The following is a 23,500-nucleotide window of genomic DNA, read 5'->3' on the forward strand; positions in this document are numbered from 1 at the left end:
GACACTGCCAGGCACCCAATCAGAAGAAGCCCGCTCTCACGAGCGGGCTTTTTTATTGGCTGAAATTTCTTGTTTTGGCGCTATAAACCCCTGCCTCAGCGTATTTTCACATCTCTTGCTGACTCTGTTTCCCGCAGGGCAGCAACATATTCACTACCCCGTCCTCCAACTGGATATCGATCTGGAAGCCCAGCCGCTTGGCCAGGTTGATCATGCCGCGATTGCTCGGCATGGTCATGCCGGAGAGCTGTCCTATGCCACGTTCGCGGGCATAACGGGCGATCTTCTCCATCATCAGTTTGCCTAGCCCCAGCCCTTTCAAATCTGAACGCACCAGGATGGCAAACTCCGCATCGGCGAGATCCGGCGTGGAGATGGCCCTCACCACTCCCAGGATCTGTTGATCGAAGGCGCCATCCTGACCGACGGCGACGAAGGCCATCTCCCGGTCGTAGTCAATCTGGGTCATGCGGGCCAGCTCTTCATGGCCCAGTTCCCCCACGTCGGCGAAGAAGCGCTTGTATCTGTCTTCATCGGAGACCTTGAGCACGAATGCCTTGTGGGCGGGCTCGTCCTCCGGCCGAATGGGGCGCAGCAAGACATGACTCTGATCCTTGAGCCAGGCGCCCTCTTCCAGTTCGGTGGGATAGGGGCTAATCGCCAGTGGCAGCATCCGTTGCCCTTCTTCCATCAACACTAGCCTGGCATCCAGGATCACCATCTCATCGGCGCAGGCTTGCAGTGGATGCAGGTCCAGTTCCTGAATTTCGGGGAAGGCCAGCAGTAGCTCCGACAGCTGGCACAGCACCTGGCCGAGCGCATCAATATCGAGTCGGGCCGGGGTAGCCTGTTCGCGGATCTTGCCATTCTTGAGGGCGCCGATGATCTGGTAGCGAGCCAGCGCCTGGTTGAGCGGAGGCAGGGCGGCAACCATCTGGTGCGGTTCGGCGCCGGATTCGCCAAGCAGGATGACGGGGCCGAAGACCGGATCCTGCTGTAGACGAATGCGCAGCTCGAGACCGCCGCTGCGTTTTGCCATGCGTTGCACCAGCAGACCTTCAATACGGGCGCCCGGATCATGCTGACGTACCCGATCCAGGATGGCATCCGCCGCCTGAGCCACCTCGGCCGAGGTGCGCAAGTTCAACATGACGCCGTGAACATCGGATTTATGGGCAATGTCCGGCGAGCGTAACTTGACCGCCACCGGGTAGCCTATCTGCTCTGCGGTCAGCGCCGCCTCGCTGGCGTCCGAGACGATCCAGGTTGGCAGGGTAGCGAGCCCTGCGGCTTGCATGATGGGATGGACCAGATGGGTATCGAGCACCCGTTGCTTGCGCTCCTGGGCCTGTCGGATCAGTTGCTGACAGCGTTCTATATTGAGCCGTCCCCCTTGCAAGGAGGCCGGTGTCTCCATCAGCTGCTTTTGGTTGCGGCGGTATTCCACCATGTGCATAAAGGCGGTGACCGCGCTCTCCGGGGTACGGTAAGTCGGGATCCCCGCCTCGTTGAACAGGCGGCGGCCCTCCTGCGCCGAGTATTCCCCGGCCCAGTTGGTGAGAATGTTGAAGCGTCTGGCTCTGGGGTGCTGCTTGATGAACTCGATCAGGTTGCTGGCCAGAGTGGCTCCGCGCGCGGTCAGCGAAGGGGCATGGATCAGCAGGATGGCATCGGCCTTGTCCCCTTGCAGCAACTCCTCCAGCGTGCTGCGATAGGTCTCGATATCGGCATCACTGCCAATGTCTTGCGGTGGCATGGCCAGCTTGCCACCGCGCTCCAGCAGCACATCGACGGCCATGTTGGCCAGCCCACGACCGTTGGAGAGGATGGCGAGTCGCTCTCCCTTGAGGGTCAAGGAGTGACTCAGGGTCTCGACGGTGGCAAACAGTTCATGGGTGTCGCGCACTCGCAGCATGCCGGCCCGGCGGATGGCCGCGTCATAGACGTTGTCGAGGCCGTTGGCCGGATCGTGGCGGCCGCTCTTGAGTACCAGGATTGGCTTGTTGCGCGAGGCGGCCCGCGCCGCCGAGAGGAAGTGGCGGGCATCGTGTAGCTTGTCCATATAGATCAGGATGGCGCGGGTGGTGCCGTCGCGGGAGAGCTGATCCAGCAATTGGCCAAAGTCGATGTCGCAGTGATCCCCCAAGGAGACGAAAGCCGAGAAGCCGAGCTCACGCTGCTTGGCCCAGTCGAGAATGGTGGTGCTGACTGCCGCGGATTGCGACAGGAAAGCAACTTGCCCCGGGGTGGCTGCGATGGGGGAGAAGCTGGCGTTGATGCCTTGGCCCGGCAGCAGCATCCCCATGCTGTTGGGGCCGAGCAGGCGGATGCCGTATTGCCGGCACAGTGCCTTGAGCTGCAGGCGATCTTCGGCCGAGAACTGGGCGGCCAAAATGATGGCGGCGCCGGTGCCTCTCTTGCCGAGCTCCTCGATAAGAGGAAGCACCCGCTCGCGTTTGGTGCAGACGATGGCGAGATCCGGGGCGAGCGGCAGGCTGGCGATATCGGGATAGGCGAGCACGCCGGCAATGGCCTGGCTATGAGGACTGACCGGCAGTATGGGGCCCTTGAACTGGCCGGCGAGCAGGTGCCTTATCACCACATGACCCGCCTTCTGCGGATCGGTGGAGGCACCGATGACGGCAATCGATTGGGGTTTGAAGAGCCGATCCAGGCCGCTTGGTTTCATGGGCACTCCTCATGGCGACCCCCGGAGGCGAGGGTGACGGATGGTGCCAGTCTAATACGCTTTCAGCGCGGGTTCTGTGACCGATTGCGGATCACGGCCGGACCAGGGCATTGGCCCGCAGATAAAACCGCAGCTCGCCCTGGATGCGTCTTATCGTGGCCAGATGGCGATCCTGCAGATAGATCTCCTGCTCCTGCTCGAGTTGGCAGCGGCGAACCCCCAGGCTCTGCAGGTACTCTTCAAACAAGATGGAACCCTTGATCTCGACAAGATGCTGGCTCACGGTGTGATCCTTTCCGACTGGTGCGTGTGTCGGTGCAGTCTCCGCTCTTATCGAACTATTTCATACTGACATATCTGACACTGGCGGTATCCGGGGCCGTGCACCGGTCTCTCTCAGCGCTGGCCGCCCTGGCCACGGGCCGTGTCCCAGAAGGCGCGGATCAGCGGCTCTTCCAGCCGCTTCTTGAGTACGGCGATACCGACATCGAATGGCTTGAGCGCCGGTTTGGGCAGGGCGATGCGCACCTTGTCGCCCATGGGGCTGTGATCGATCACCGCGGCGGGGACCAGACCGACCCCGAAGCCAAGCGCCACCATGGCGACGATGCCCTCGTTGCCGGCGACCTCGGCGTAGATGTTGGGGGCGATGCCCTTGTTGCGAAACCACTGATCGCAGCGTTTGCGGGCCAGCCCCTGCTCGGAGAGGATGAGCGGCAGATGCTCCCAGTCCGGTTCGCCATGCTGGAACCACTGACTGAGCTGCGGCGCGGTGCGCGGCGCGATAAACACCAGCGGCACCTGCTGCAGGCTGGCAAATTCCAGTTTGGCGGAGAGCGCATCGGGGCGCGCGGCGATGGCGAGATCGGCCTCATCGGCCAGGATCTTGTCCACCGCCAGCGCCGGGTCACCGGTCTCGAGCTTGATCTCGAGTTGGGGATAGCGACGGCGGAAGCGCTCAAGTACCTCCGGCAGCAGGAAGTAGCTGGCGGTGACCGAGCAGAACACCCGCAACCGGCCCTGCAGCGGCTCATCGCTGCGCTTGAGATCCTGCTTGAGCCGTCGCCACTCCTGCAACAGGTTGCCACCAAACTCCCGCAGCTTTTCGCCGGCCGGGGTGAGCCGCACGCTGCGGTTGTCTCGCTCGAACAGCACGCAGCCAGTTTCCTGCTCCAGCCGCTGGATGGCACGGCTTAAGGTAGAGGGGCTGACCGCCATGGCATCGGCGCTTTTGCCGAAGTGCAGGGAGTCGGCGAGGTGGAGAAATAGCTCGAGATTGCGAAGATCCATCGTTCAATTCCTGCAGCGACACACTTGCCGAAGTGGAGGGTGATACGGGTGAGATTGCGCAGAATAATCTTTCAATTCTTGCAACGTACTGTGCCGAATATATCAGTTCAGGCAATAAGTGTCCCGCGCTATAGTGGGTTCGACAACGCCGTTATCCGGCATGGAATCAATCGAACGGAGCAATCACCATGGCTAATTATTTCAACACCCTGAACCTGCGTCAGCAGTTGGCCCAACTGGGCAAGTGTCGTTTCATGCAGCGCGACGAGTTCGCCGACGGCTGTGCGGCGCTCAAGGGCAAGAAGGTGGTGATTGTGGGTTGTGGCGCCCAGGGTCTGAACCAGGGCCTGAATATGCGCGACTCCGGGCTGGATATCTCCTACGCCCTGCGCAAGGCTGCCATCACCGAGAAGCGTGCCTCCTGGCAGAAGGCCACCGACAACGGCTTCGTGGTCGGTACCTATGAAGAGCTGATCCCGAGTGCCGATCTGGTGCTGAACCTGACCCCGGACAAGCAGCACTCCGATGTGGTGAAAACCATCATGCCGCTGATGAAGCAGGGTGCGGCGCTGGGTTACTCCCACGGTTTCAACGTGGTGGAAGAGGGTCAACAGATCCGCGCCGACATCACTGTCGTCATGGTGGCGCCCAAGTGTCCGGGTACCGAGGTGCGTGAAGAGTACAAGCGTGGCTTCGGTGTACCGACCCTGCTGGCTGTGCACCCGGAGAACGATCCCCAAGGTGAAGGCATGGCCATCGCCAAGGCTTGGGCCTCCGCTACTGGCGGCGACCGTGCCGGGGTGCTGGAGTCCTCCTTCGTGGCGGAAGTGAAGTCCGACCTGATGGGCGAGCAGACCATTCTGTGCGGCATGCTGCAAGCCGGTTCCCTGCTGTGCTACGACAAGCTGGTCGCCGAGGGCACTGACCCGGCCTACGCCGGCAAGTTGATCCAGTTCGGCTGGGAGACCATCACCGAAGCCCTGAAGCAGGGTGGCATCAGCCTGATGATGGACAGGCTCTCCAACCCGGCCAAGCTGCGCGCCTTCGAGCTGTCCGAGCAACTGCGCACCCTGATGCGCCCGCTGTTCGAGAAGCATATGGATGACATCATCGCCGGCGAATTCTCCCGCGGCATGATGGCCGACTGGGCCGAAGACGATGCCAAGCTGTTCGGCTGGCGCGAAGAGACCGGCAAGTCTGCCTTCGAGAATGCCCCGACTTTCGCTGGCAAGATTGCCGAGCAGGAGTACTTCGACAACGGCGTGGTCATGGTGGCCATGGTCAAGGCGGGGGTGGAGCTGGCATTCGAGACCATGGTGGCCTCCGGCATCTATGAAGAGTCCGCCTACTACGAATCCCTGCACGAGTTGCCGCTGATCGCCAACACCGTCGCTCGCAAGCGTCTGTACGAGATGAACGTGGTGATCTCCGATACCGCCGAATACGGTAACTACCTGTTTGCCAATGCCGCCGTGCCCTTGCTGCGCGAGCACTTTATGCCTTCCTTGCAAGCCGGCGATCTGGGCAGTTCCCGCGCCGAGCAGAAGGCGGTGGATAACCAGGCCTTGCTGGCTGCCAACGAGGCGACCCGCAACCACCCGATCGAAGCGATCGGCCATACCCTGCGCGGCTACATGAAAGACATGAAGCGTATCGCCGTTGGTGGTTAATCAGGCCTGACCCGCAACCATGCCGTATGCGAAAGCATTGGCCATACCCTGCGCGGCTACATGAAAGACATGAAGCGTATCGCCGTCGGTGGTTAAGATATAACGGGTATGCATAAGGAGGGGCGGGGATGACGATCCCCGTTGCCGGCCGGCTTGGACACCTGGCCGGATATCCAAACCATGCAAGCCGTCAGATTGGTTACTGGCAGTAATGACCGGCAACAAAAAAGCCCCGCTCAATGAGCGGGGCTTTTGCATTCAGGCAAGCAAAGGAGATCAGGCTTTCCAGGCTTTCCAGGTGTTGATCAGGCCATTGGTGGAGCAGTCGTGACTGGTGACAGCCGCGTCTGTGGTCAGCTCCGGCAGGATCTTGTTGGCCAGCTGTTTGCCCAGCTCCACGCCCCACTGATCGAAGCTGAAGATGTTCCAGATTGCGCCCTGTACGAAGATCTTGTGCTCGTACATGGCGATCAGGGAACCCAGCGTCTTCGGGGTCAGGCTCTTGAACAGGATGCTGTTGGTGGGACGGTTGCCCTCGAACACCTTGAACGGCACCAGATCTTTCACCTGCTCCAGCGTCTTGCCAGCGGCCAGGAACTCGGCCTCGACCTGTTCCTTGCTCTTGCCGAAGGCCAGGGCCTCGGTCTGGGCGAAGAAGTTGGCCAAGAGCTTCGGATGGTGGTCACCGATGGGGTTGTGGCTGATGGCCGGTGCCAGGAAGTCACAGGGGATCAGCTTGGTGCCCTGGTGGATCAGCTGGTAGAAGGCGTGCTGGCCGTTGGTACCCGGCTCACCCCAGATGATGGGGCCGGTCTGGTAGTCGACCTTGTTGCCGTTGCGATCGGTGAACTTGCCGTTGGACTCCATGTTGCCCTGCTGGAAGTAGGCAGGGAAGCGGTGCATGTACTGATCGTAGGGCAGAATGGCCTCGGACTCGGCACCGTGGAAGTTGTTGTACCAGAGGCCGATCAGCGCCAGCAGCACGGGTACGTTCTGCTCATAGGCTTTGGTTGCAAAGTGCATGTCCATCTCGAAGGCGCCTTGCAGCAGGGCCTCGAAGTGCTCGAAACCAAGGGAGAGCGCGATGGGCATGCCGATGGCAGACCAGGAGGAGTAACGACCACCGACCCAGTCCCAGAACTCGAACATGTTGTTGGTGTCGATGCCGAACTCGGCCACGGCCTTGCCGTTGGTGGACAGCGCCGCGAAGTGCTTGGCGACGTGGGCCTTGTTACCGGCGATGTCGATGAACCAGTCGCGGGCGGTCAGGGCGTTGGTCATAGTTTCCTGGGTGGTGAAGGTCTTGGAGGCCACCAGGAACAGGGTGGTTTCCGCATCAATCTTTTTGAGAGTCTCGGCAATGTGGGTGCCGTCGACGTTGGAGACGAAATGCATCTGCAGGTGGTTTTTGTAGGGGCGCAGCGCCTCGGTGATCATCACCGGGCCCAGATCCGAGCCACCGATGCCGATGTTGACCACGTGCTGGATCGGCTTGCCGGTGTAACCCTTCCACTCGCCACCGATGACCTTCTCGCAGAAGCCCTTCATCTTGGCCAGCACGGCGTTCACTTCCGGCATCACATCCTTGCCATCCACCTCGATGGGGCGGTCGGATCGGTTGCGCAAGGCGACGTGCAGGACGCTACGGCCTTCGGTCATGTTGATCTTGTCGCCGTTGAACATGGCGTCGATGGCGCCGCGCAGATCGGTCTCCTTGGCCAACTCAATCAGCAGGGACAGCGTCTGCTCGGTGATCAGGTTCTTGGAGTAGTCGACCAGGATGTCGCCACCGAAGGTGAGGGAGAACTTGTCAAAACGCTTGGGATCTTGTGCGAACAGATCCTTGAGTTGAGTCTCTTTGTGCGTCGCGAAGTGGGTTTCCAGGGCCTGCCAGGCCTTGGTCTGGGTTGGATTGATATTTTTCATAGGATTACCGATCTTCCAAGTTGTGTTTGAACCTTGCCTGCAAGGCTCCCGCCAAACCTTATTATGCGAACAGTATACCGAGCCCAGCGCGCGGCTCGTGTAACAGAGCATTACCAATTGTCTGCCATCGGAGGAGTTTACAACCAAAACGCTGCAATTATGAGTCAGCAAAGCCCCCGGAATCTTGCGCTCGCGCATGCTTCACCGGCCTTGCCCGGTTGAAAGGGCTTTCAGTTCAGAGCAGGGTCAGCTGGTAGAGGTTTCTTCTGTTAAGCGGGGGTGGATAGGCTTCGCTCTGAGGGCTTTACGAGCAAGTGCAAACTCGCCATGCCGCAGCCGATCATTATCTGGGCCAAGGGAATACACCAGTCAGGGATAGCTTGGGAGGGGATCATACGAGATACGCACTGTCCCTGTTTGCCCTGAGTCCGGTTCCTGCCGACCTCGGCGATCGGATTGTCAGGCCGCCCCAGAAACAACAATACCAGCCCGAAGGCTGGCATTGTTGTCATCAGGTCTGGGTTCAGGCCTGAGTTTTTTGCATGTGCATGACCACCTGCGGGAAGGGGATTTCGACGCCTTCGGCATCGAACGCCAGCTTTACCTTCTCATGGAAGTCGAACCAGACACCCCAGTAATCGGCGGTCTTGACCCAGGGGCGTACCACGATATTGACCGAGGAGTCGGCCAGGGCGGCGACGGCGATGGTGGCAGCCGGATCCTTCAGGATGCGGGCCTCCTCGCTCACCAGCCGCTCCAGGATCTGCTTGGCCTTGCGCAGATCCGAGCCGTAGCCGATGCCGAAGGTCATGTCGACCCGGCGGGTGTCCATGCGCGAATAGTTGACTATGGTGCCGTTGAGGATGGCGGAGTTCGGTACTACCACCATCTTGTTGTCGGCGGAGGTGAGGGTGGTGGTGAACAGCTGCACGGACTGCACCACGCCGTTGGTCCCGGCGACCTCGATGAACTCACCGGCCTTGATGGGACGGAAGATGATCAGCAGGAAACCGGCGGCAAAGTTGGACAGCGAGCCTTGCAGTGCCAGGCCGATGGCCAGGCCGGCAGCACCGATGATGGCGACGAAGGAGGCGGTCTGTACCCCGACCCGGCCCAGCGCCGCGATCACCACAAACACCAGAATGGTGTACTTGAGGATGCTGCCGACGAAGTGGGTGACGGTGGTGTCCAGCTTGCGGGTATGCATGACCTTGGTCACGCCACCGCTGATGATATTGGCGGCGATATAACCGATCAGCAGGGTGAGCAGGGCGGCCGCGATATTGACCGCATACTCGATGATCAGTCCCTGATTATTGGTCAGCCAAGTCTGTGCTTCTGTGAGGATCTCGGGTTCCATAGGAAGTCCTGTTGGTGTAAAGGTTTATGATGCATAAATCTAACACTCAAATGCGACAATTTGGGTCGCATCTGGTACTTCTTTTCGACTTGTAGAAGCTGCCATAAAAAACAAGGGAGGCCAAGGCCTCCCTTTTCTTCGCCAGTAATCTGGCTCAGCGTTGCTGTCGTATCAGCTCTGCAGCAACTGGCTGCGCATAAACTGCCACTGATCCTCGAACCCGGCGGTGGGCTTGAGTTTGAACTCGGAACGGACGCACTGGTCGATCCGCCCTTCTGATTCAGCGTTGCTGTCGTATCAGCTCTGCAGCAACTGGCTGCGCATAAACTGCCACTGATCTTCAAAACCGGCGGTGGGTTTGAGCTTGAACTCGGAACGGACAAACTGGCTGATCCGCCCCTCGGCATAGGCCAGCAGCAGGTTGGCCAGCATGGTCTCGTCGAGCTGGAAGCCCTGACCTTCCCGCAGCCGCTTCTCGCGCAGCGCCTGTTTGAGCTGGGTCTCCAGCTTATCGAACAGGTTGCTGATGCGATCCCGCAGCCGGTCGTGCTCGCCGAGCAGGGCATCGCCGTTGAGGATGCGGGTGATGCCGGGATTGCGTTCGGCAAACACCAACAGCAGCTGCAGTATGTGGTGGCAGCGGGCCATGGTGTCCTTCTCTTCGGCCATGATCAGGTTGACCCGTGACAGCAGAGAATCCTCGATAAAGTCGATCAGCCCCTCGAACATCCGCGCCTTGCTGGGAAAGTGCCGATAGAGGGCTGCCTCGGACACGCCCACCTCGGCCGCGAGCCGCGCCGTGGTGATGCGCTGGCCCGGGCTGGTTTCCAGCATATGGGCGAGTGCCTGCAGGATCTGATCGCGCCGACTCTGTTTCTGGTTACTGCTTGCCATGGATTCCCCTAAAAAAACAATGGCTTGATTCTGTTATTAGACACCGGCCCGAGGGGCCCGTGTGGTCTTGTTATTGGCGACCAGAAGAACCAAACCCGCCTTCACCTCGTTCACTCTGATTGAACTCATCGACCAGTTGGAAGCTGGCCTGAACCACCGGCAAGATCACCAGCTGAGCGATGCGCTCGCCGGGTTGCATGGTGAAGCTGTCGTTGCCGCGATTCCAGACCGAGACCATCAGCTGGCCCTGGTAGTCGGAATCGATCAGGCCGACCAGGTTGCCGAGCACGATGCCGTGCTTATGGCCGAGACCGGAGCGGGGCAAGATAGTGGCGCACAGGCCCGGATCCTGGATGTGGATGGCCAGACCGGTCGGCACCAGGGTGGTATCACCCGGCGCCAGGGTCAGCGGTGCGTCCAGCAGGGCGCGCAGATCCATGCCGGCGGAACCCGGGGTGGCGTAGGCAGGCAGCGGGAATTCGGTACCGATGCGGGCATCCAGGACTTTCAGTTCAATTTGTGTGTTCATGAATCGCTTTTCAATGAGATCGCACTATGTCGATCGAATGGCTCAGTGAATTCTGCTGTGGGAGCTAGTACGGGCAGTACTATCAGCTCCCGCTGAATCGGTTGTCTGTCGGGATCGCGGTCTGCGAGCCGGGTCGCTTGGCGCCGCTATTCAGGGTCGATAATGGCGTGCGATCAAGGCGATGAGGTGACGGGCCAGCGTCAGCTTATCGGCAAGGGGCAGGGGAGCTTGACCCCCGTGCCAGAACACGGTCAGGGCGTTGTCATCGGCATTGAAGCCTTGGCCGGCACGGGATACGTCGTTGGCGGCGATCATGTCCAGCCGCTTACGCGCCAGTTTATCGAGGGCGTATTGTTCCACATCCACGGTTTCGGCGGCAAATCCGACGGTGTAGGGCTTGTCTGGAAGTGCCCCCACGGCGGCGATGATGTCCGGGTTCTTGACCAGGGTCAGCACCATCTGGTCGTTGTCGCCGGTCTTCTTGATCTTCTGACTGGCGACTTGATCCGGTCGGTAATCCGCCACCGCGGCGCAACCGATGAAGAGGTCGCATTCGCCGACCCGGCTCATGACCGCCTGATGCATCTGCTGCGCACTCTCCACATCGACCCGCGTCACCCCTTGCGGCGTGGCCAGGGCCACCGGGCCGCTTACCAGCGTCACCTCGGCACCTGCCTCACGGGCGGCGCGGGCGATGGCATAGCCCATCTTGCCGGAGCTGTGGTTGCTGATGTAGCGCACCGGATCCAGCGCCTCGCGGGTCGGCCCGGCGGTGAGCAGCAGCCTGACCCCGGCCAGCAAGGGGGCGCTGGCGAGCTGCTGACAGCAGCGCTCCACCAGTTCGAGGGGATCCAACATCCGGCCGGGGCCTACGTCACCGCAGGCCTGACTGCCGGAGTCCGGCCCCCACAGCTGGATGCCACGGCTGGCCAGGGTATCGAGATTGGCCTGAGTGGCGGCGTTGCGATACATCTGCTGGTTCATGGCGGGGGCCAAGGCGACTTGTGCGGGGGTCGCCAGGCAGAGGGTGGTCAACAGCTCATCGGCCATGCCGGCGGCCATGCGCGCCATCAGGTTAGCGCTGGCGGGGGCGATCAGCACCAGATCGGCCCACTTGGCCAGCTCGATGTGGCCCATGCCCGCCTCGGCGGCGGGATCCAGCAGACTGTCGGCGACCGGATGGCCGGAGACGGCCTGCAGGGTCAGCGGGGTGATGAACTCCTTGGCGGAGCGGGTCATCACCACCCGTACTTCGGCCCCCTGATCCTTCAGGCGGCGTACCAGTTCGGCACTCTTGTAGGCGGCGATGCCACCACTGACACCCAACAGGATGCGTTTATCGGCCAATCTCATCTGCTGTCTCTCTTCCGACTCACTCTGACTGGTCGGCTAAGATAGCACAGGCGACGGGCGACGACAGAGGCTGACATGGGGGAGTTGTGCTCGGGCTCCCGCGATTTTTTGCTATGTTTTCTCTCAATAACTGAAAGGGAGAGACAAATGAGCATCAAGGAGTGGCCAGAGGATGAACGCCCAAGGGAGAAGCTGCTGCGGCGCGGGGCAGAGGTGTTGTCCGATGCGGAATTGCTGGCTATTTTTCTGCGCACCGGGGTCAACGGCCTGAGTGCGGTGGACCTCTCCCGCCAGCTGTTGCAGCAATTTGGCTCGCTGCGCGCCCTGCTCGGCGCCGAGCAACACAGTTTCTGCAACGCCCACGGGCTGGGGCCCGCCAAGTATGCCCAATTGCAGGCGGTGCTGGAGATGGGCAAGCGCCATCTGGCCGAGCAGTTGCAACGGGGTGATGCCCTCACCTCACCCCAGCTGACCCGGGATTATCTGCAGGCCCAACTGCGGGACAGGCCGCGGGAGGTGTTCGCTATGCTGTTGTTGGATAACCAGCACAGAGTCATTCAATTTGTTGAACTTTTCTACGGAACCCTGGATTCGGCAAGCGTCTGGCCCAGAGAAATCGTGCAGATCGCGCTCAAACATAATGCAGCCGCCGTGATTCTGGCGCATAATCACCCGTCCGGCGTAGCCGAGCCCAGTCGGGCCGACCGCCAGATCACGGATCGGATCTTGGCCGCCTTGGCCCTGATCGATATCAGAGTGCTGGATCACTTGGTGATCGGTGACGGCATCACGGTTTCTTTTGCTGAGCGTGGTTGGTTATGACTGGGCTCTGGCACTGTATTAGTTGATCTTTGATCACGGATGCTGTATAAAATGCCGCCTTCTGTTTGCCCCGCAATCGAAGGCCAGCGGGGCAGATATTTGCTCGAGCAATAATGAAGTAAGATTTGGAGAGACTGACATGTCTAGAGTATGCCAAGTAACCGGCAAGCGCCCGGCAGTTGGTAACAACCGTTCGCACGCTAACAACGCGACCAAGCGTCGTTTCCTGCCGAACCTGCACACTCACCGTTTTTGGGTTGAGAGTGAAAAACGCTTCGTGAGCCTGCGCGTATCCGCAAAAGGCATGCGTATCATCGACAAGCGCGGCGTTGAAGTGGTTCTGGCTGAACTGCGTGCCAGCGGCGTTAAGGTATAAGGAATTAGATCATGGCTAAAGGTATTCGCGATAAGATTCGTCTGAACTCCAGCGCCGGTACTGGTCACTTCTATACCACTACCAAGAACAAGCGCACCATGCCCGAAAAAATGGAGATCAAGAAATTTGATCCCGTTATTCGTCAGCATGTGATCTACAAAGAAGGCAAAATCAAGTAATCACTTGAATTTGTCTCAAAAACCCGGCCTAGTGCCGGGTTTTTTTATGGCCGCAATTCAGTACACTGCCGCTGCGAAGGGAGATCTTTCATGTTTAAATTGAGCCGTAAAGGCTGGAACAACGTGATCATAGTGGTGGTGCTGATCGTGATCACGTTGCTGCACCGGATGGAGCTGGCCCAGCAGGAGAACAGCGCCAAGCGGCCGCGTCCTCTGCTGCCGGAGTCCGCCGTGGTGCTGACCTGGCAGGGGCCGAGCTGGCAGATCGAGCGCATCGGCCAGGGCTGGCGCAGCGGGCCGGATCTGGGGCTGAGCAGCGACCAGCTGGCGGCCCACATCGAGGCCTGGCAGAGCTGGCTGCTGGCGCCAGGTCAGCCGGTGCGCGGCACCCCGGTCACCCTCAAGATATGGGTCGCCGGTCACCGCGATCCCGTCGAGATAGGGCTCTATCAGGACAGCGGCAAATTCGCGGCCCTGCTGCCCCCCTCGACCTGGCTCGCGCTGAGCCCCGAGCAGTACCGCAGCCTGTTGCGGCCAACCCCCTGATCCACTCTGTTAGCCCGAGGACCACTTATGCCTGAATTACCGGAAGTCGAAGTCAGCCGCCAGGGTATCTCTCCCTGGCTCACCGGCATCAAGGTGACCCGGGTGGTGGTGCGCGACGGGCGCCTGCGCTGGCCGGTGCCGGGCGAGATCCAGGAGCTGGTGGATCTGCACATCAACCGGGTTAGCCGCCGCGCCAAATACCTGCTGCTGGAGACCGATTTCGGCACCGCCATCCTGCATCTGGGCATGTCCGGCAGCCTGCGGGTGCTGGATATCGGCACCCCGACCGAGAAACACGATCACGTGGACATCGAGCTCGCCAACGGCAAGCTGCTGCGGCTCAACGATCCGCGCCGTTTCGGCGCCCTGCTGTGGACCCGTGAACCGGCCGAGGCCCATGCGCTGCTGGCCAAGCTCGGCCCGGAGCCGCTCACCGATGCCTTCAGCGCCGACTACCTGCAAGGGCGGGCCAAGGGGCGCAGCACCCCCATCAAGACCTTCCTGATGGATAATCATGTGGTGGTCGGGGTGGGCAACATCTACGCCAATGAGGCGCTCTACGCCGCCGGCATTCACCCCAAGCGGGCGGCGGGCAACATCAGCGCCGAGCGACTGGCTACCCTGGTGGCCGAGATCAAGCGGGTGCTGGCGGCCGCCATCGTGCAGGGGGGAACCACCCTCAAGGATTTCACCAGCGCCGACGGCAAACCGGGCTATTTCGTGCAGCAGTTGCAGGTTTATGGCCGCGGCGGTCAGCCCTGCTATCACTGCCACACCCTGCTGAGCGAGATACGGCTGGGGCAACGCACCACAGTGTTCTGCTCCCATTGTCAGCGCTGATCCTACCTATTCGGGGGTGAAGAGAGTCAAGTTGTAAGGGAGTATTTCCAGTCTGTTGAAGATTTGACCGTCCATTACTACTATTCCGTCCGTTCAGGCGAGACGAGATAATAAAATGACAACGAAATCAATAGACTGGGATCATTTGTCCCGGCAGGGGCACTATTGTGCCCAAAAAATGGCCTGCTACCTCTATCCGGAGGGCAGCGCCCGCAAAACCTTCAATCGCGGCAAGTTTGTGCTGCGCAGCCTGCTCTACCGGTCGCAGCTGAGCCGGGTGTTCGAGCTGTTCCAGGCTGAGCCGCTCAAGGCCCTGCCAGCTCATTATCCCGAGCTGCTCGACAAGCCGATGCGGCCCTATCGCTTCGCCTGCTCCACCGTGAGTCAGCGCGCCGCCATGGTGGAAGATCACTATCGGCTGCTGCTGGCCCGTTACCCGCACCTCATCGATCCGCTCTACCTGGGGGAGGGCATCGAGCTGGGCCGTTACCCAAGCCATGACTATCGCATCGTGCTGCGCCACGATGGCACCTTTCGCCGCGAGGCAGAGCTGGCGCTCTCCATCGTCAACGAGCGGGGTGAGCGGCTCTACAGCTGCGCCTTCTCGCTGGCGCGTTGCAACGACGAGTTGGCGCTGGTAATCGGCTCGGTGCAGGGACCCGAGCCTTGTGTGGCCGAGCCTCAGGAGCAGGTGCGGGCGCTGACCAAGGCCGGTCATGGCCTGAGGCCCAAGTCGCTGGTGGTGATGCTGGTGATGGCGCTGGCCGAGGCGATGGGAGCCCATCATGTCTCGGCGGTGCGGATGAAGGCGCACATCTTCCAGGCCAAGCGCTACAGCAACAAGAAGCGGGCCTGTTTGCAGGCGGACTACGACGAGCTGTGGCAGGAGTTCGGGGCGCTCTCGCAGGATGCCAACTTCGTGCGGCTACAGCCGGCGGTGCGCAAACCGCTGGAGGAGATCGCCGCCAAGAAGCGCGCCATGTATCGGCGCCGCTATGAGTGGCTCGATCAGCTCAAGCTGGCTTGTCGGCAGGCGCTACCCCCAGGTCAGCAAGAGGCTTGAACGCAAGGTCGTGATAGGGGCCAACGTTACGAGCCAATCGGCAAACAGGCTACCCTCGGGTAGCCTGTTTTGATCACTTGCCTTGCTTGGCGGCGATGGCCTGGGCGACCAGGGGAGAGACGAACTGGCGAATGTCGCCACCGTGCAGGGCGACCTCTTTCACCAGGGTCGAGGAGATGAAGGAGTTCTCCGCCGACGGGGTGAGGAAGACGCTCTCCAGCTCCGGCATCAGGTGCCGGTTCATGTTGGCGAGCTGGAACTCGTACTCGAAGTCGGAGACGGCGCGCAGGCCGCGGATCAGCACGTTGGCTTGCTGATCTCTGGCGAAATCCACCAACAGGCCGGAGAAGCCGACCACCTTGACGTTGGGCAGGTGCGCCGTCACCTGCTGGGCAAGCAGGACGCGCTCTGCCAAGTCGAACAACGGCTTCTTGCTCGGGCTGTTGGCCACCCCGACCACCACCTCATCAAACAGCTTGGCGGCGCGCTCGATCAAGTCGGTATGGCCGTTGGTGATGGGGTCGAAGGTGCCTGGGTAGATTACCTTGTTGGTCATGCTGCTGATTCCTGCAACCGGGAAAGTGGGTCGCATTATAGGGTCTGTTGAGGGGTCGCCGCGACCGGGTGGCGGCAGTTTCTGTACGAAACCTGGCGCGAGAGGCCAATCCTGGTGATTCAAATCGGCGGCAACGCACGGCATCGCTTGAGAATAGCCCGGCATCAGGCAAGAATACCGGCACCGCGCATCGAGTCTTCCTGCATTGGTGACAGGAAGCAAAGGGATTTCTTATGAAACGCATTCTGGTAGTACGCAATGACAAGATTGGTGACTTCATGCTGGCCTGGCCGAGTTTTGCCATGCTCAAGGGCTCCATGGATTGTCATGTGACTGCCCTGGTGCCTGCCTACACGGCGCCGCTGGCCCGCCTCTGTCCCTGGATTGACGAGATCATCCTGGATCCGGGTACCCGTGCCGACAAAGAACAGCAACGTGCCTTGCAGGCCCGCATCAAGGCTGCCGCCTTCGATGCCGCCATCTGCCTCTTCTCCAACTCCCGCAACGCCATGCTGGTGTGGAAGGCGCATATCCCTTACCGGCTGGCACCGGCCACCAAGCTGGCTCAGGTGCTCTACAACCAGCGTCTGATCCAGCGTCGCTCCCGCTCCCAGAAGCCGGAATATGAGTACAACCTGGATCTGATCCGCCGCTTCCTCGCCGACCAGCAGCTGAGCGTGGTGGAGCCTAAGGGCCCCTACCTCAGCTTTGATGAGCAGTGCTTGGCGCAGGTGCGCGAGCAGGTGGCCACCCGGCTGAAGCTGGACGCCAGCCGCCCCTGGCTGATGGTGCATGCCGGCAGCGGTGGCTCGGCCAACAACCTCTCCATCGAGCAATATGCCCGCCTCATCATCAAGCTCAACCAGGCCTGCCCCGAGTTGCAGTGCGTGCTGACGGCCGGGCCGGGGGAGGAGGGCAAGGCCGAGCAGCTGGCGGCCGAACTGCTGGCCCACGGCGGCAACGGCTGGATCTACCGCTCCGACGAAGGCTTGCCGAAGTTTTGCCAGGTGATGGCCAATGCCGCCCTGTTCGTGGCAGGCAGCACCGGGCCGCTGCATATAGCGGCGGCACTGGATGTGCCGACCATCGGCTTCTTCCCGGCGCACCGCTCTGCCACCCCGCTGCGCTGGCGCCCGCTCAACAGCGAGGGCCGCCACCTGGCGTTCAGTCCGCCGGAAGACAGCGATCATCCGGAGGACATGAGTCAGCTCGATCCCAAGACCATGGCGGCGGCGATCGCGCGCTGGGCATCGCCGTTCTGGCAAATAAAACGCTGATAAATGCAAACAGGGCCCGTTATGGGCCCTGTTTTTTTATGTCAGGCAGGATTAATCGCTAATCCGATCCGGCGTTGTTGGGGTTCTCAGGGCGCTGTGGTTGCCTCGGTCCCACGCCTGGGTCACTGGCCCTGCTGATCCGGCGCCTTGGGCTGCTGGCGGATCCAGAGATCGGCGTACTTCACGAAGGTGGAGTGAGCCGAGAGAATGGCGAGCAAGAGCCCCTGCTTGCCGTCGAGGAAACCGGCCTTGAGCAGGTACATCTTCAGGAAGCAGCCGAGCGCATGCACCAGCCCCTGACCGAGGGAGCCCTTCTTGCCACGGGCGGTGCGCTGATCGGCCCAGGCCCTGGCGTAACCGGCGGACTTCACCAGATAGTGTTCCAGATCCCGGTAGGTGAAGTGCAGCAGGTCACCATGGAGGTTGACGATCTGCATGTTGGCGCGCACCTCCACCTTCTCATGCACCAGCGCCTCGTTGTAGCCGGTCAGCGCCTTGGGATAGAGCCGCAGCACCCGATCCGGATACCAGCCGCTGTGGCGGATGAAGCGACCGAACACCCAGGAGAGGCGTGGCAGGGAGTAGATGGTGTCCTTGGCCGGATTGGCCATGACGGTGGTGATGGCCGCTTTGAGCTCGGGGGTGAGTCGCTCGTCTGCATCCAGCCACAGCACCCATTGTGACTGGACATGGGACTGAGCGAGGCGACGTTGACGGCCAAAGCCCGGCCACTCTTTGTTGACGAAGAAGCGGGCGCCGAATTCGGCGGCGATACTCGGGGTCTCGTCCTGGCTGCCGGAGTCGAGGATGACGATTTCGTCCACCAGATCGCCGAGGGAGGCGAGGCAGGCGCGCAGGTTGTCGGCTTCATTCTTGACGATCAGGACGGCCGCCAGAGTCGGTTTTTTCACGGGTTCAGGGCTCTTGTTGGCGCCCGGCAGGCGGGCCATGCTCAGATTGGCGCCCATTCTAGCCTAAAACCGTGGTCGGAGCATGGGGCCGACGCAGGGGTCACGCATTCCTTATTTGTGCGCGGCAAGGGGATTGTCGGGGATCTTCTGTTATTTATCCGACAATTCTTGGGGCATAATCTCGATCAGCAACGATTAACCGCAGGGCTTGGCCCAAGAGACGCGTGAGATGAAGATATTGGTGATCGGCCCCTCCTGGGTCGGCGACATGGTGATGTCCCAGAGCCTCTACAAGGCGATCAAGGCCAATCACCCGGACAGCAAGCTGCATGTGATGGCGCCAGCCTGGTGCGTGGCGCTGCTGGAGCGGATGCCCGAGGTGGACAAGGCCATCCCGATGCCGCTCGGCCACGGCGACTTCAAGCTGGGCGCCCGTCGTCGGCTCGGCAAGCAGCTGGCCGCCGAGCAATACGATCAGGCGATCATCCAGCCGAACTCCATGAAGTCGGCGCTGATCCCCTGGTTCGCCAGGATCCCGGTACGCACCGGCTGGAAGGGTGAGCACCGCTTCGGTCTGCTCAACGACATGCGCAGCAACAAACAGGCCTTCCCATTGATGGTGGAAGCCTATCTGGCGCTGGCCTACCCCAAGGCGCAGATGAAGAGCCGGGCCGACATTCCGACCATTCCCCATCCGTCCCTGCACGTGGATCTCATCAATCAGGACAAGGCGCTGGAGCGGCTCGGGCTGGATCGCGCTCGCCCGGTGCTGGTGCTCTGCCCCGGGGCCGAGTTCGGCCCGGCCAAACGCTGGCCGGAAGGGCACTACGCCGTGGTGGCGCAGAAGCATCTGGATGAGGGTTGGCAGGTGTGGATCTTCGGCTCCGGCAAGGACGTGCCGGTGGCCAATACCATTCGCGATCGGATCAATCCGCTGTCGCGCCCGAATTGCCACGTGTTGGCGGGCAAGACCAGCCTGCACGAGGCGATCGATCTGATGGCGCTGGCCGGTCGGGTCATCGCCAACGACTCTGGGCTGATGCACGTCGCCGCCGCCCTCAACCGGCCGCTGATCGGCGTCTATGGCTCCACCTCGCCGCTCTACACGCCGCCGCTGGCGGACAGAGTCGAGATAGTGCACACCGACATCGAGTGCCGCCCCTGCTTCAAGCGCACCTGCAAGTTCGGCCACCTCAAGTGCCTGATCGAGCTGATGCCGGAACAGGTCATCGAGGCTGGCAAGCGGCTGGAGCGCAGCGAGCCGACCGATCTGACGATTGCGCTGCAACCGGTGGATCCACCTCGCTTCGTTGCCGATGCGAGCAAGCGCCCGGAGCCGCAATAACATGCTCTATCGGCTGCTCTATAACCTGCTGATCCACTTAGGCTTGCCGCTGGCGCTGCTGGCGCTCTATCGGCCAAAGAAGGGCAAGCCGGGCTTTGGTGCGCGCTGGGCCGAGCATCTGGGTCGGGCCCCGGCCAGTGGCCAGGAGGCGCCGCTCTGGATCCACGCGGTCAGCGTGGGGGAAACCCTGGCGATCAGCCCCTTTATTCGCGCCCTCAAGGCCGAGCGACCGGACTTGCCGATCCTGCTCACCACCACCACCCGCACCGGTGCCGAGCAGGCCGAGAAACTGGGGGAGCTGGTGGTGCATCGCTACGCGCCGCTCGATTATCCCTGGGCGATCGCCGCCTTCCTGAAAACCTTCCAGCCGCGTGCCCTCTGGGTGATGGAGACCGAACTGTGGCCAAACTGGCTGGCGGCCTGCGAGGCACGCCACCTGCCGGTGACCATCCTCAACGCCCGGCTCTCCGAGCGCTCCTGTAGTCGCTATGCCCGCTTCCAGGGGGCCTTCGATGCCCTCAGTCGGCCGCTGACCCACTTGCTCTGTCAGCATCAGGACGACGCGGATCGCTTCCATCGCCTCGGCATCGGCCGTGAGCGTCTGGCGGTGACCGGCTCCATCAAGTTCGACATTCAGCTCGGCGACGAGCTGCTGGTCAAGGGCCACAGCCTGCGCCAGATGCTGGGGAAGGCGAGACCGGTCTGGATCGCCGCCAGCACCCATCAGGGTGAAGACGAGCAGGTGCTGGCCGCCTTCGATCTGGTGCTGCGCACTCATCCCGAGGCGCTGCTGATGCTGGTGCCGCGCCACCCGGAGCGCTTCGAGCGGGTGGCCGAGTTGTGTGCCCCCTACGGCTGCGTGCGCCGCTCTCGCCATCAGGGCGAACCGCTCAAGGGGAGCGACCAGGTCTATCTCGGCGACACCATGGGCGAGCTGCCGCTGATGTTGGCGGCGGCGGACTTGGCCTTCGTCGGCGGCAGCTTGGTGCCAGTCGGTGGTCACAACCTGTTGGAGCCGGCGGCGCTCGGCAAGCCCTGCCTCACCGGCCCTGCCTACTTCAACTTCAGTGATATCACCCGCCAGCTGGTGGCTCAGGGTGGCGCCGCCGTGGTGGAGGACGCCGCCGCGCTGGGCAACAGCGTCAGCAGACTGTTCAGCGATGCCGGTGCTCGCCGCCAGATGGGCGAGCAGGCTCGCGCCGTGGTGCTGCGCAATCAGGGCGCGCTGGCTCGCACCCTGTCCCACTGCCTCGCCAGCCTGGAAAACGACTGAAACAGCGGGGCCGGCAAGCCGTCGGCCTCGCCTTGTTTTGCTGACTCGTATTTCACGCCATCCTCCTGCTCTAACACTTACTCCTGTTCGCATCATGACGACGGCCATGACGCGATGGCCTCTCCGGCCGTGCTAGCGGTTTATCTTGTATGCGATCCCCGGGCGGGGTGGCCGACCCTTATCTAGGCTGAAGAGAGGTCTCACAGCGTGTTGGGATCCCGATAGTCAGGTAATGGAGGCGAGTCATGAAAGCCATGAAAATAGTGTTAGCGGGCGTCCTCTGCCTCATGAGCGGGCTGGCGCTGGCGGCGGGGGGCGGGGGGAGCAGTGGTGGAGGAAGTAGCAGCAGCGGCAACAACAGCGTGGGCGGCGGCGCCAGTTCATCCACCACACAGCGGCAGTTGCAGCGGGTCGAGCAGTTGGTTGCCGCACAGCAGTGGCAACAGGCCGAAACGCTGCTGCGAGATCTGCGCCAGGATGCGGCCGGCTCGGCCGATGTGTGGAACTGGTCGGGTTACGTGGCCCGCAAGTCCGGCCGTCTGTCAGAAGCCTTCCCCTATTACGACAAGGCGTTGAAGATCGACCCGAAACACCGCGGCGCCCACGAATACCTTGGCGAAGCCTATCTGCAAAATGGCGAGCGCGAGAAAGCCCAGCAGCAGCTGCAGATCCTGCAGGGGCTGTGTGGTCAGTGCGAAGAGGCGCAGGATCTGACCGCCGCACTGAAGGCCGCGCCCCAGCCGGAGAAAGCGAAATCCAGCTTCCTGCTTGGCGGATGAGTCCCGTTCACCCGTTAAACGACAACAAAAAAGCCCTTGCTAGCAAGGGCTTTTTCAATCAGTTCAGCAACAGAACGGGATCACTCGATGTTCTGGATCTGCTCGCGCATCTGCTCGATGAGGACCTTCAGCTCGACGGCGGATTGGGTCACTTCGGCGTTGATGGACTTGGAGCCGAGCGTGTTTGACTCGCGGTTGAACTCCTGCATCATGAAGTCGAGGCGGCGGCCACAGGCGCCCCCTTTCTTCATGATCTTGATGGTCTCGCTGATGTGCATCTCGAGGCGATCCAGCTCTTCGGCCACGTCGATCTTCTGAGCCAGCAGCACGATCTCCTGCTCGATGCGGGCGGGATCCAGCTCGACCTTGGCCTCGGCCAGGCGGTCGGTGAGCTTCTGACGCTGCCACTCGATGATCTGCGGCAGGTGCACGCGCACCTTCTTCACTTCCGCCTGAATACCGTCCAGACGCTGCTGGATCAGGGCCTTGAGGTTGGTGCCTTCGCTGGCGCGGGAGGCGAGGAAGTCCTCCATGGTCAGATCGAAACCGCCCATCAGTTCGGTGGCGACCGCATCCATGTCCTGTTCGGCGGCGGCCATGACGCCAGGCCAGCGCAGCACGTCGACCGGGTTGAGTTGACCCTGACCGGCCTCTTTCATCACCCAGTTGGCGCCGTCGATGATGAGTTTGGCGAGATCTTCATTGATGTGCAGCTGGCTGGCGGCGGCCTGGGCCGCTTCGAATCGCAGGTTGCACTCCACCTTGCCGCGCTGCAGCTTGGCGCGGAAACGCTCACGCAGGACCGGCTCCAGGCTGCGCAGTTGCTCCGGCAGTCGGATGTAGGTTTCCAGATAGCGCTGGTTAACCGAACGAATTTCCCAAACGGCTGTGCCCCAGTCACCCTTGAATTCCTTGCGGGCGTAGGCGGTCATGCTGTGAATCATTGATTGTTCCGGGCTTGATGAAGTGTGGGGCCAGTATACCCAGCCGGGCTCCCCCCGTCAGCCGCGGCCTCGGTTTTAGCGGCTGATATTTGGGCTGGGATCACTTATACTCCTGCGCCAATTCAGCCAGCCCAGAGAGCCATCCCATGTCACGTCCCAGCGATCGCAGTGCCGCGCAAGTGCGCCCGGTTACCATTACCCGCAACTTCACCAAGCATGCGGAAGGATCTGTGTTGGTGGAGTTCGGCAGCACCCGCGTACTGTGCACCGCCAGCGTCGACACCAGCGTGCCGCGCTTCCTGAAGGGCAAGGGCCAGGGTTGGGTCACCGCCGAGTACGGCATGCTGCCGCGCTCCACCCATTCCCGCATGAACCGTGAAGCCGCCGCCGGCAAGCAGAGTGGCCGTACCCTGGAGATCTCCCGCCTGATCGCCCGCTCCCTGCGCGCCGCCGTGGACCTGACCGCGCTGGGTGAGCACTCCATCACGGTAGACTGCGACGTGCTGCAGGCCGACGGTGGCACCCGCACCGCCGCCATCACCGGTGCCTGCGTGGCGCTGGTGGATGCGCTGAACTGGATGGTCGAGAAAGGCATGCTCAAACAGAGCCCGCTCAAACACATGATCGCGGCGGTCTCCGTCGGTATCTTCCAGGGCGAAGCCATCTGCGATCTGGAGTACCTCGAAGACTCCGCCGCCGAGACCGACATGAACGTGGTGATGACCGAAGACGGCCGCATCATCGAGGTGCAGGGCACTGCCGAGGGCGAGCCCTTCACCCATGAGGAGCTGCTGGCCATGCTGGCGCTCGCCAAGGGCGGCATCGATGACATCATCGCGCTGCAGAAGCAGTCACTCTCCTGATTTTAAAAACGCGGC

23 protein-coding genes and 1 pseudogene are annotated in these 23,500 nt (G+C 61.7%); 12 read left to right on the forward strand and 12 right to left on the reverse strand.

The features are described from left to right. Positions 1-106 precede the first annotated feature (106 nt). From BN1137_RS13960 to ilvY, 3 genes are all read right to left on the reverse strand, one after another. Entirely contained in the window at positions 107-2,689 is a 2,583-nt protein-coding gene (locus BN1137_RS13960; protein WP_050719197.1) for a bifunctional acetate--CoA ligase family protein/GNAT family N-acetyltransferase, read from the reverse strand. Between the two features lie 91 nt (positions 2,690-2,780). Further along, entirely contained in the window at positions 2,781-2,972 is a 192-nt protein-coding gene (locus BN1137_RS13965) for a hypothetical protein (protein WP_050719198.1), read from the reverse strand. 113 nt (positions 2,973-3,085) lie between these two features. After that, positions 3,086-3,979 carry an HTH-type transcriptional activator IlvY gene (ilvY, locus tag BN1137_RS13970; RefSeq protein WP_050719199.1) on the reverse strand — a complete coding sequence of 298 codons (894 nt, stop codon included), beginning with the start codon at positions 3,977-3,979 and terminating at the stop codon, positions 3,086-3,088. Between the two features lie 188 nt (positions 3,980-4,167). Here ilvY and ilvC point away from each other — a divergent pair, with 188 nt between their 5' ends. Beyond that, positions 4,168-5,649, forward strand: a complete 1,482-nt coding sequence (gene ilvC / locus BN1137_RS13975) for a ketol-acid reductoisomerase (protein WP_050719200.1) — start codon at positions 4,168-4,170, stop codon at positions 5,647-5,649. A gap of 276 nt (positions 5,650-5,925) precedes the next feature. Here the strand turns inward: ilvC and pgi are convergent, their stop codons facing one another. From pgi to coaBC, 6 genes and pseudogenes are all read right to left on the reverse strand, one after another. After that, the gene (gene pgi / locus BN1137_RS13985; protein WP_050719202.1) at positions 5,926-7,575 is read right to left on the reverse strand and encodes a glucose-6-phosphate isomerase; all 1,650 of its coding nucleotides are present in this window, start codon (positions 7,573-7,575) and stop codon (positions 5,926-5,928) included. Positions 7,576-8,098: 523 nt separating this feature from the next. Further along, entirely contained in the window at positions 8,099-8,935 is an 837-nt protein-coding gene (locus tag BN1137_RS13995) for a mechanosensitive ion channel domain-containing protein (RefSeq protein WP_050719204.1), read from the reverse strand. A 171-nt stretch (positions 8,936-9,106) separates the two neighbouring features. Then, positions 9,107-9,205 (reverse strand): annotated as a pseudogene (locus BN1137_RS23185) (nucleoid occlusion factor SlmA); the annotation flags it as partial. A 27-nt stretch (positions 9,206-9,232) separates the two neighbouring features. Then, positions 9,233-9,829, reverse strand: coding sequence for a nucleoid occlusion factor SlmA (gene slmA / locus BN1137_RS14000; RefSeq protein WP_050719205.1), 597 nt, complete (start codon positions 9,827-9,829; stop codon positions 9,233-9,235). A gap of 70 nt (positions 9,830-9,899) precedes the next feature. Next, positions 9,900-10,358: a dUTP diphosphatase gene (gene dut, locus BN1137_RS14005; protein WP_050719206.1), complete on the reverse strand. Its 459-nt coding sequence runs from the start codon at positions 10,356-10,358 to the stop codon at positions 9,900-9,902. 150 nt (positions 10,359-10,508) lie between these two features. Further along, positions 10,509-11,711, reverse strand: coding sequence for a bifunctional phosphopantothenoylcysteine decarboxylase/phosphopantothenate--cysteine ligase CoaBC (gene coaBC, locus BN1137_RS14010; RefSeq protein ID WP_050719207.1), 1,203 nt, complete (start codon positions 11,709-11,711; stop codon positions 10,509-10,511). 147 nt (positions 11,712-11,858) lie between these two features. Here coaBC and radC point away from each other — a divergent pair, with 147 nt between their 5' ends. The 6 genes from radC (at position 11,859) to BN1137_RS14035 (ending at position 15,537) form a co-directional block, all read left to right on the forward strand. Next, complete coding sequence (gene radC / locus BN1137_RS14015; protein WP_050719208.1) at positions 11,859-12,533, forward strand: RadC family protein; 675 nt, start codon at positions 11,859-11,861, stop codon at positions 12,531-12,533. Positions 12,534-12,672: 139 nt separating this feature from the next. After that, positions 12,673-12,909, forward strand: coding sequence for a 50S ribosomal protein L28 (gene rpmB / locus BN1137_RS22045; RefSeq protein ID WP_005307492.1), 237 nt, complete (start codon positions 12,673-12,675; stop codon positions 12,907-12,909). 11 nt (positions 12,910-12,920) lie between these two features. Then, positions 12,921-13,088 carry a 50S ribosomal protein L33 gene (gene rpmG, locus BN1137_RS14020; RefSeq protein WP_005323752.1) on the forward strand — a complete coding sequence of 56 codons (168 nt, stop codon included), beginning with the start codon at positions 12,921-12,923 and terminating at the stop codon, positions 13,086-13,088. A gap of 90 nt (positions 13,089-13,178) precedes the next feature. Then, complete coding sequence (locus tag BN1137_RS14025; RefSeq protein WP_050719209.1) at positions 13,179-13,634, forward strand: hypothetical protein; 456 nt, start codon at positions 13,179-13,181, stop codon at positions 13,632-13,634. A 27-nt stretch (positions 13,635-13,661) separates the two neighbouring features. After that, complete coding sequence (gene mutM / locus BN1137_RS14030; RefSeq protein WP_050719210.1) at positions 13,662-14,474, forward strand: bifunctional DNA-formamidopyrimidine glycosylase/DNA-(apurinic or apyrimidinic site) lyase; 813 nt, start codon at positions 13,662-13,664, stop codon at positions 14,472-14,474. A 178-nt stretch (positions 14,475-14,652) separates the two neighbouring features. Then, positions 14,653-15,537, forward strand: a complete 885-nt coding sequence (locus BN1137_RS14035) for a VirK/YbjX family protein (RefSeq protein ID WP_050719211.1) — start codon at positions 14,653-14,655, stop codon at positions 15,535-15,537. A gap of 73 nt (positions 15,538-15,610) precedes the next feature. Here the strand turns inward: BN1137_RS14035 and coaD are convergent, their stop codons facing one another. Continuing rightward, complete coding sequence (coaD, locus tag BN1137_RS14040) at positions 15,611-16,093, reverse strand: pantetheine-phosphate adenylyltransferase (RefSeq protein ID WP_050719212.1); 483 nt, start codon at positions 16,091-16,093, stop codon at positions 15,611-15,613. A gap of 233 nt (positions 16,094-16,326) precedes the next feature. On the opposite strand from coaD, the gene BN1137_RS14045 reads away from it, so the two are divergent. Next, positions 16,327-17,370, forward strand: a complete 1,044-nt coding sequence (locus BN1137_RS14045) for a glycosyltransferase family 9 protein (RefSeq protein ID WP_050719213.1) — start codon at positions 16,327-16,329, stop codon at positions 17,368-17,370. A 122-nt stretch (positions 17,371-17,492) separates the two neighbouring features. Here the strand turns inward: BN1137_RS14045 and BN1137_RS14050 are convergent, their stop codons facing one another. After that, entirely contained in the window at positions 17,493-18,281 is a 789-nt protein-coding gene (locus BN1137_RS14050; protein ID WP_050719329.1) for a glycosyltransferase family 2 protein, read from the reverse strand. Positions 18,282-18,510: 229 nt separating this feature from the next. Between BN1137_RS14050 and waaF the strand changes: the two genes are divergently transcribed. The 3 genes from waaF (at position 18,511) to BN1137_RS14065 (ending at position 21,678) form a co-directional block, all read left to right on the forward strand. Then, positions 18,511-19,626 (forward strand): lipopolysaccharide heptosyltransferase II, encoded by a 1,116-nt coding sequence (gene waaF, locus BN1137_RS14055; RefSeq protein ID WP_050719214.1) that lies wholly within the window; start codon positions 18,511-18,513, stop codon positions 19,624-19,626. A 1-nt stretch (position 19,627) separates the two neighbouring features. Next, entirely contained in the window at positions 19,628-20,899 is a 1,272-nt protein-coding gene (gene waaA / locus BN1137_RS14060) for a lipid IV(A) 3-deoxy-D-manno-octulosonic acid transferase (protein WP_050719215.1), read from the forward strand. A 245-nt stretch (positions 20,900-21,144) separates the two neighbouring features. After that, on the forward strand, positions 21,145-21,678 hold the full coding sequence (locus BN1137_RS14065) for a tetratricopeptide repeat protein (RefSeq protein WP_050719216.1): 534 nt from the start codon (positions 21,145-21,147) through the stop codon (positions 21,676-21,678). Positions 21,679-21,758: 80 nt separating this feature from the next. On the opposite strand, the gene BN1137_RS14070 is transcribed toward BN1137_RS14065, so the two are convergent. After that, positions 21,759-22,622 (reverse strand): YicC/YloC family endoribonuclease, encoded by an 864-nt coding sequence (locus BN1137_RS14070; RefSeq protein WP_050719217.1) that lies wholly within the window; start codon positions 22,620-22,622, stop codon positions 21,759-21,761. 146 nt (positions 22,623-22,768) lie between these two features. On the opposite strand from BN1137_RS14070, the gene rph reads away from it, so the two are divergent. Beyond that, a complete protein-coding gene (rph, locus tag BN1137_RS14075; RefSeq protein ID WP_050719218.1) occupies positions 22,769-23,485 on the forward strand; it encodes a ribonuclease PH in 717 nt (238 codons plus the stop codon). Positions 23,486-23,500 lie beyond the last annotated feature (15 nt).

The sequence above is a fragment of the Aeromonas tecta genome (genome assembly GCF_000820185.1).
In the GTDB taxonomy this organism is placed as follows: Bacteria; Pseudomonadota; Gammaproteobacteria; order Enterobacterales; family Aeromonadaceae; genus Aeromonas; species Aeromonas tecta.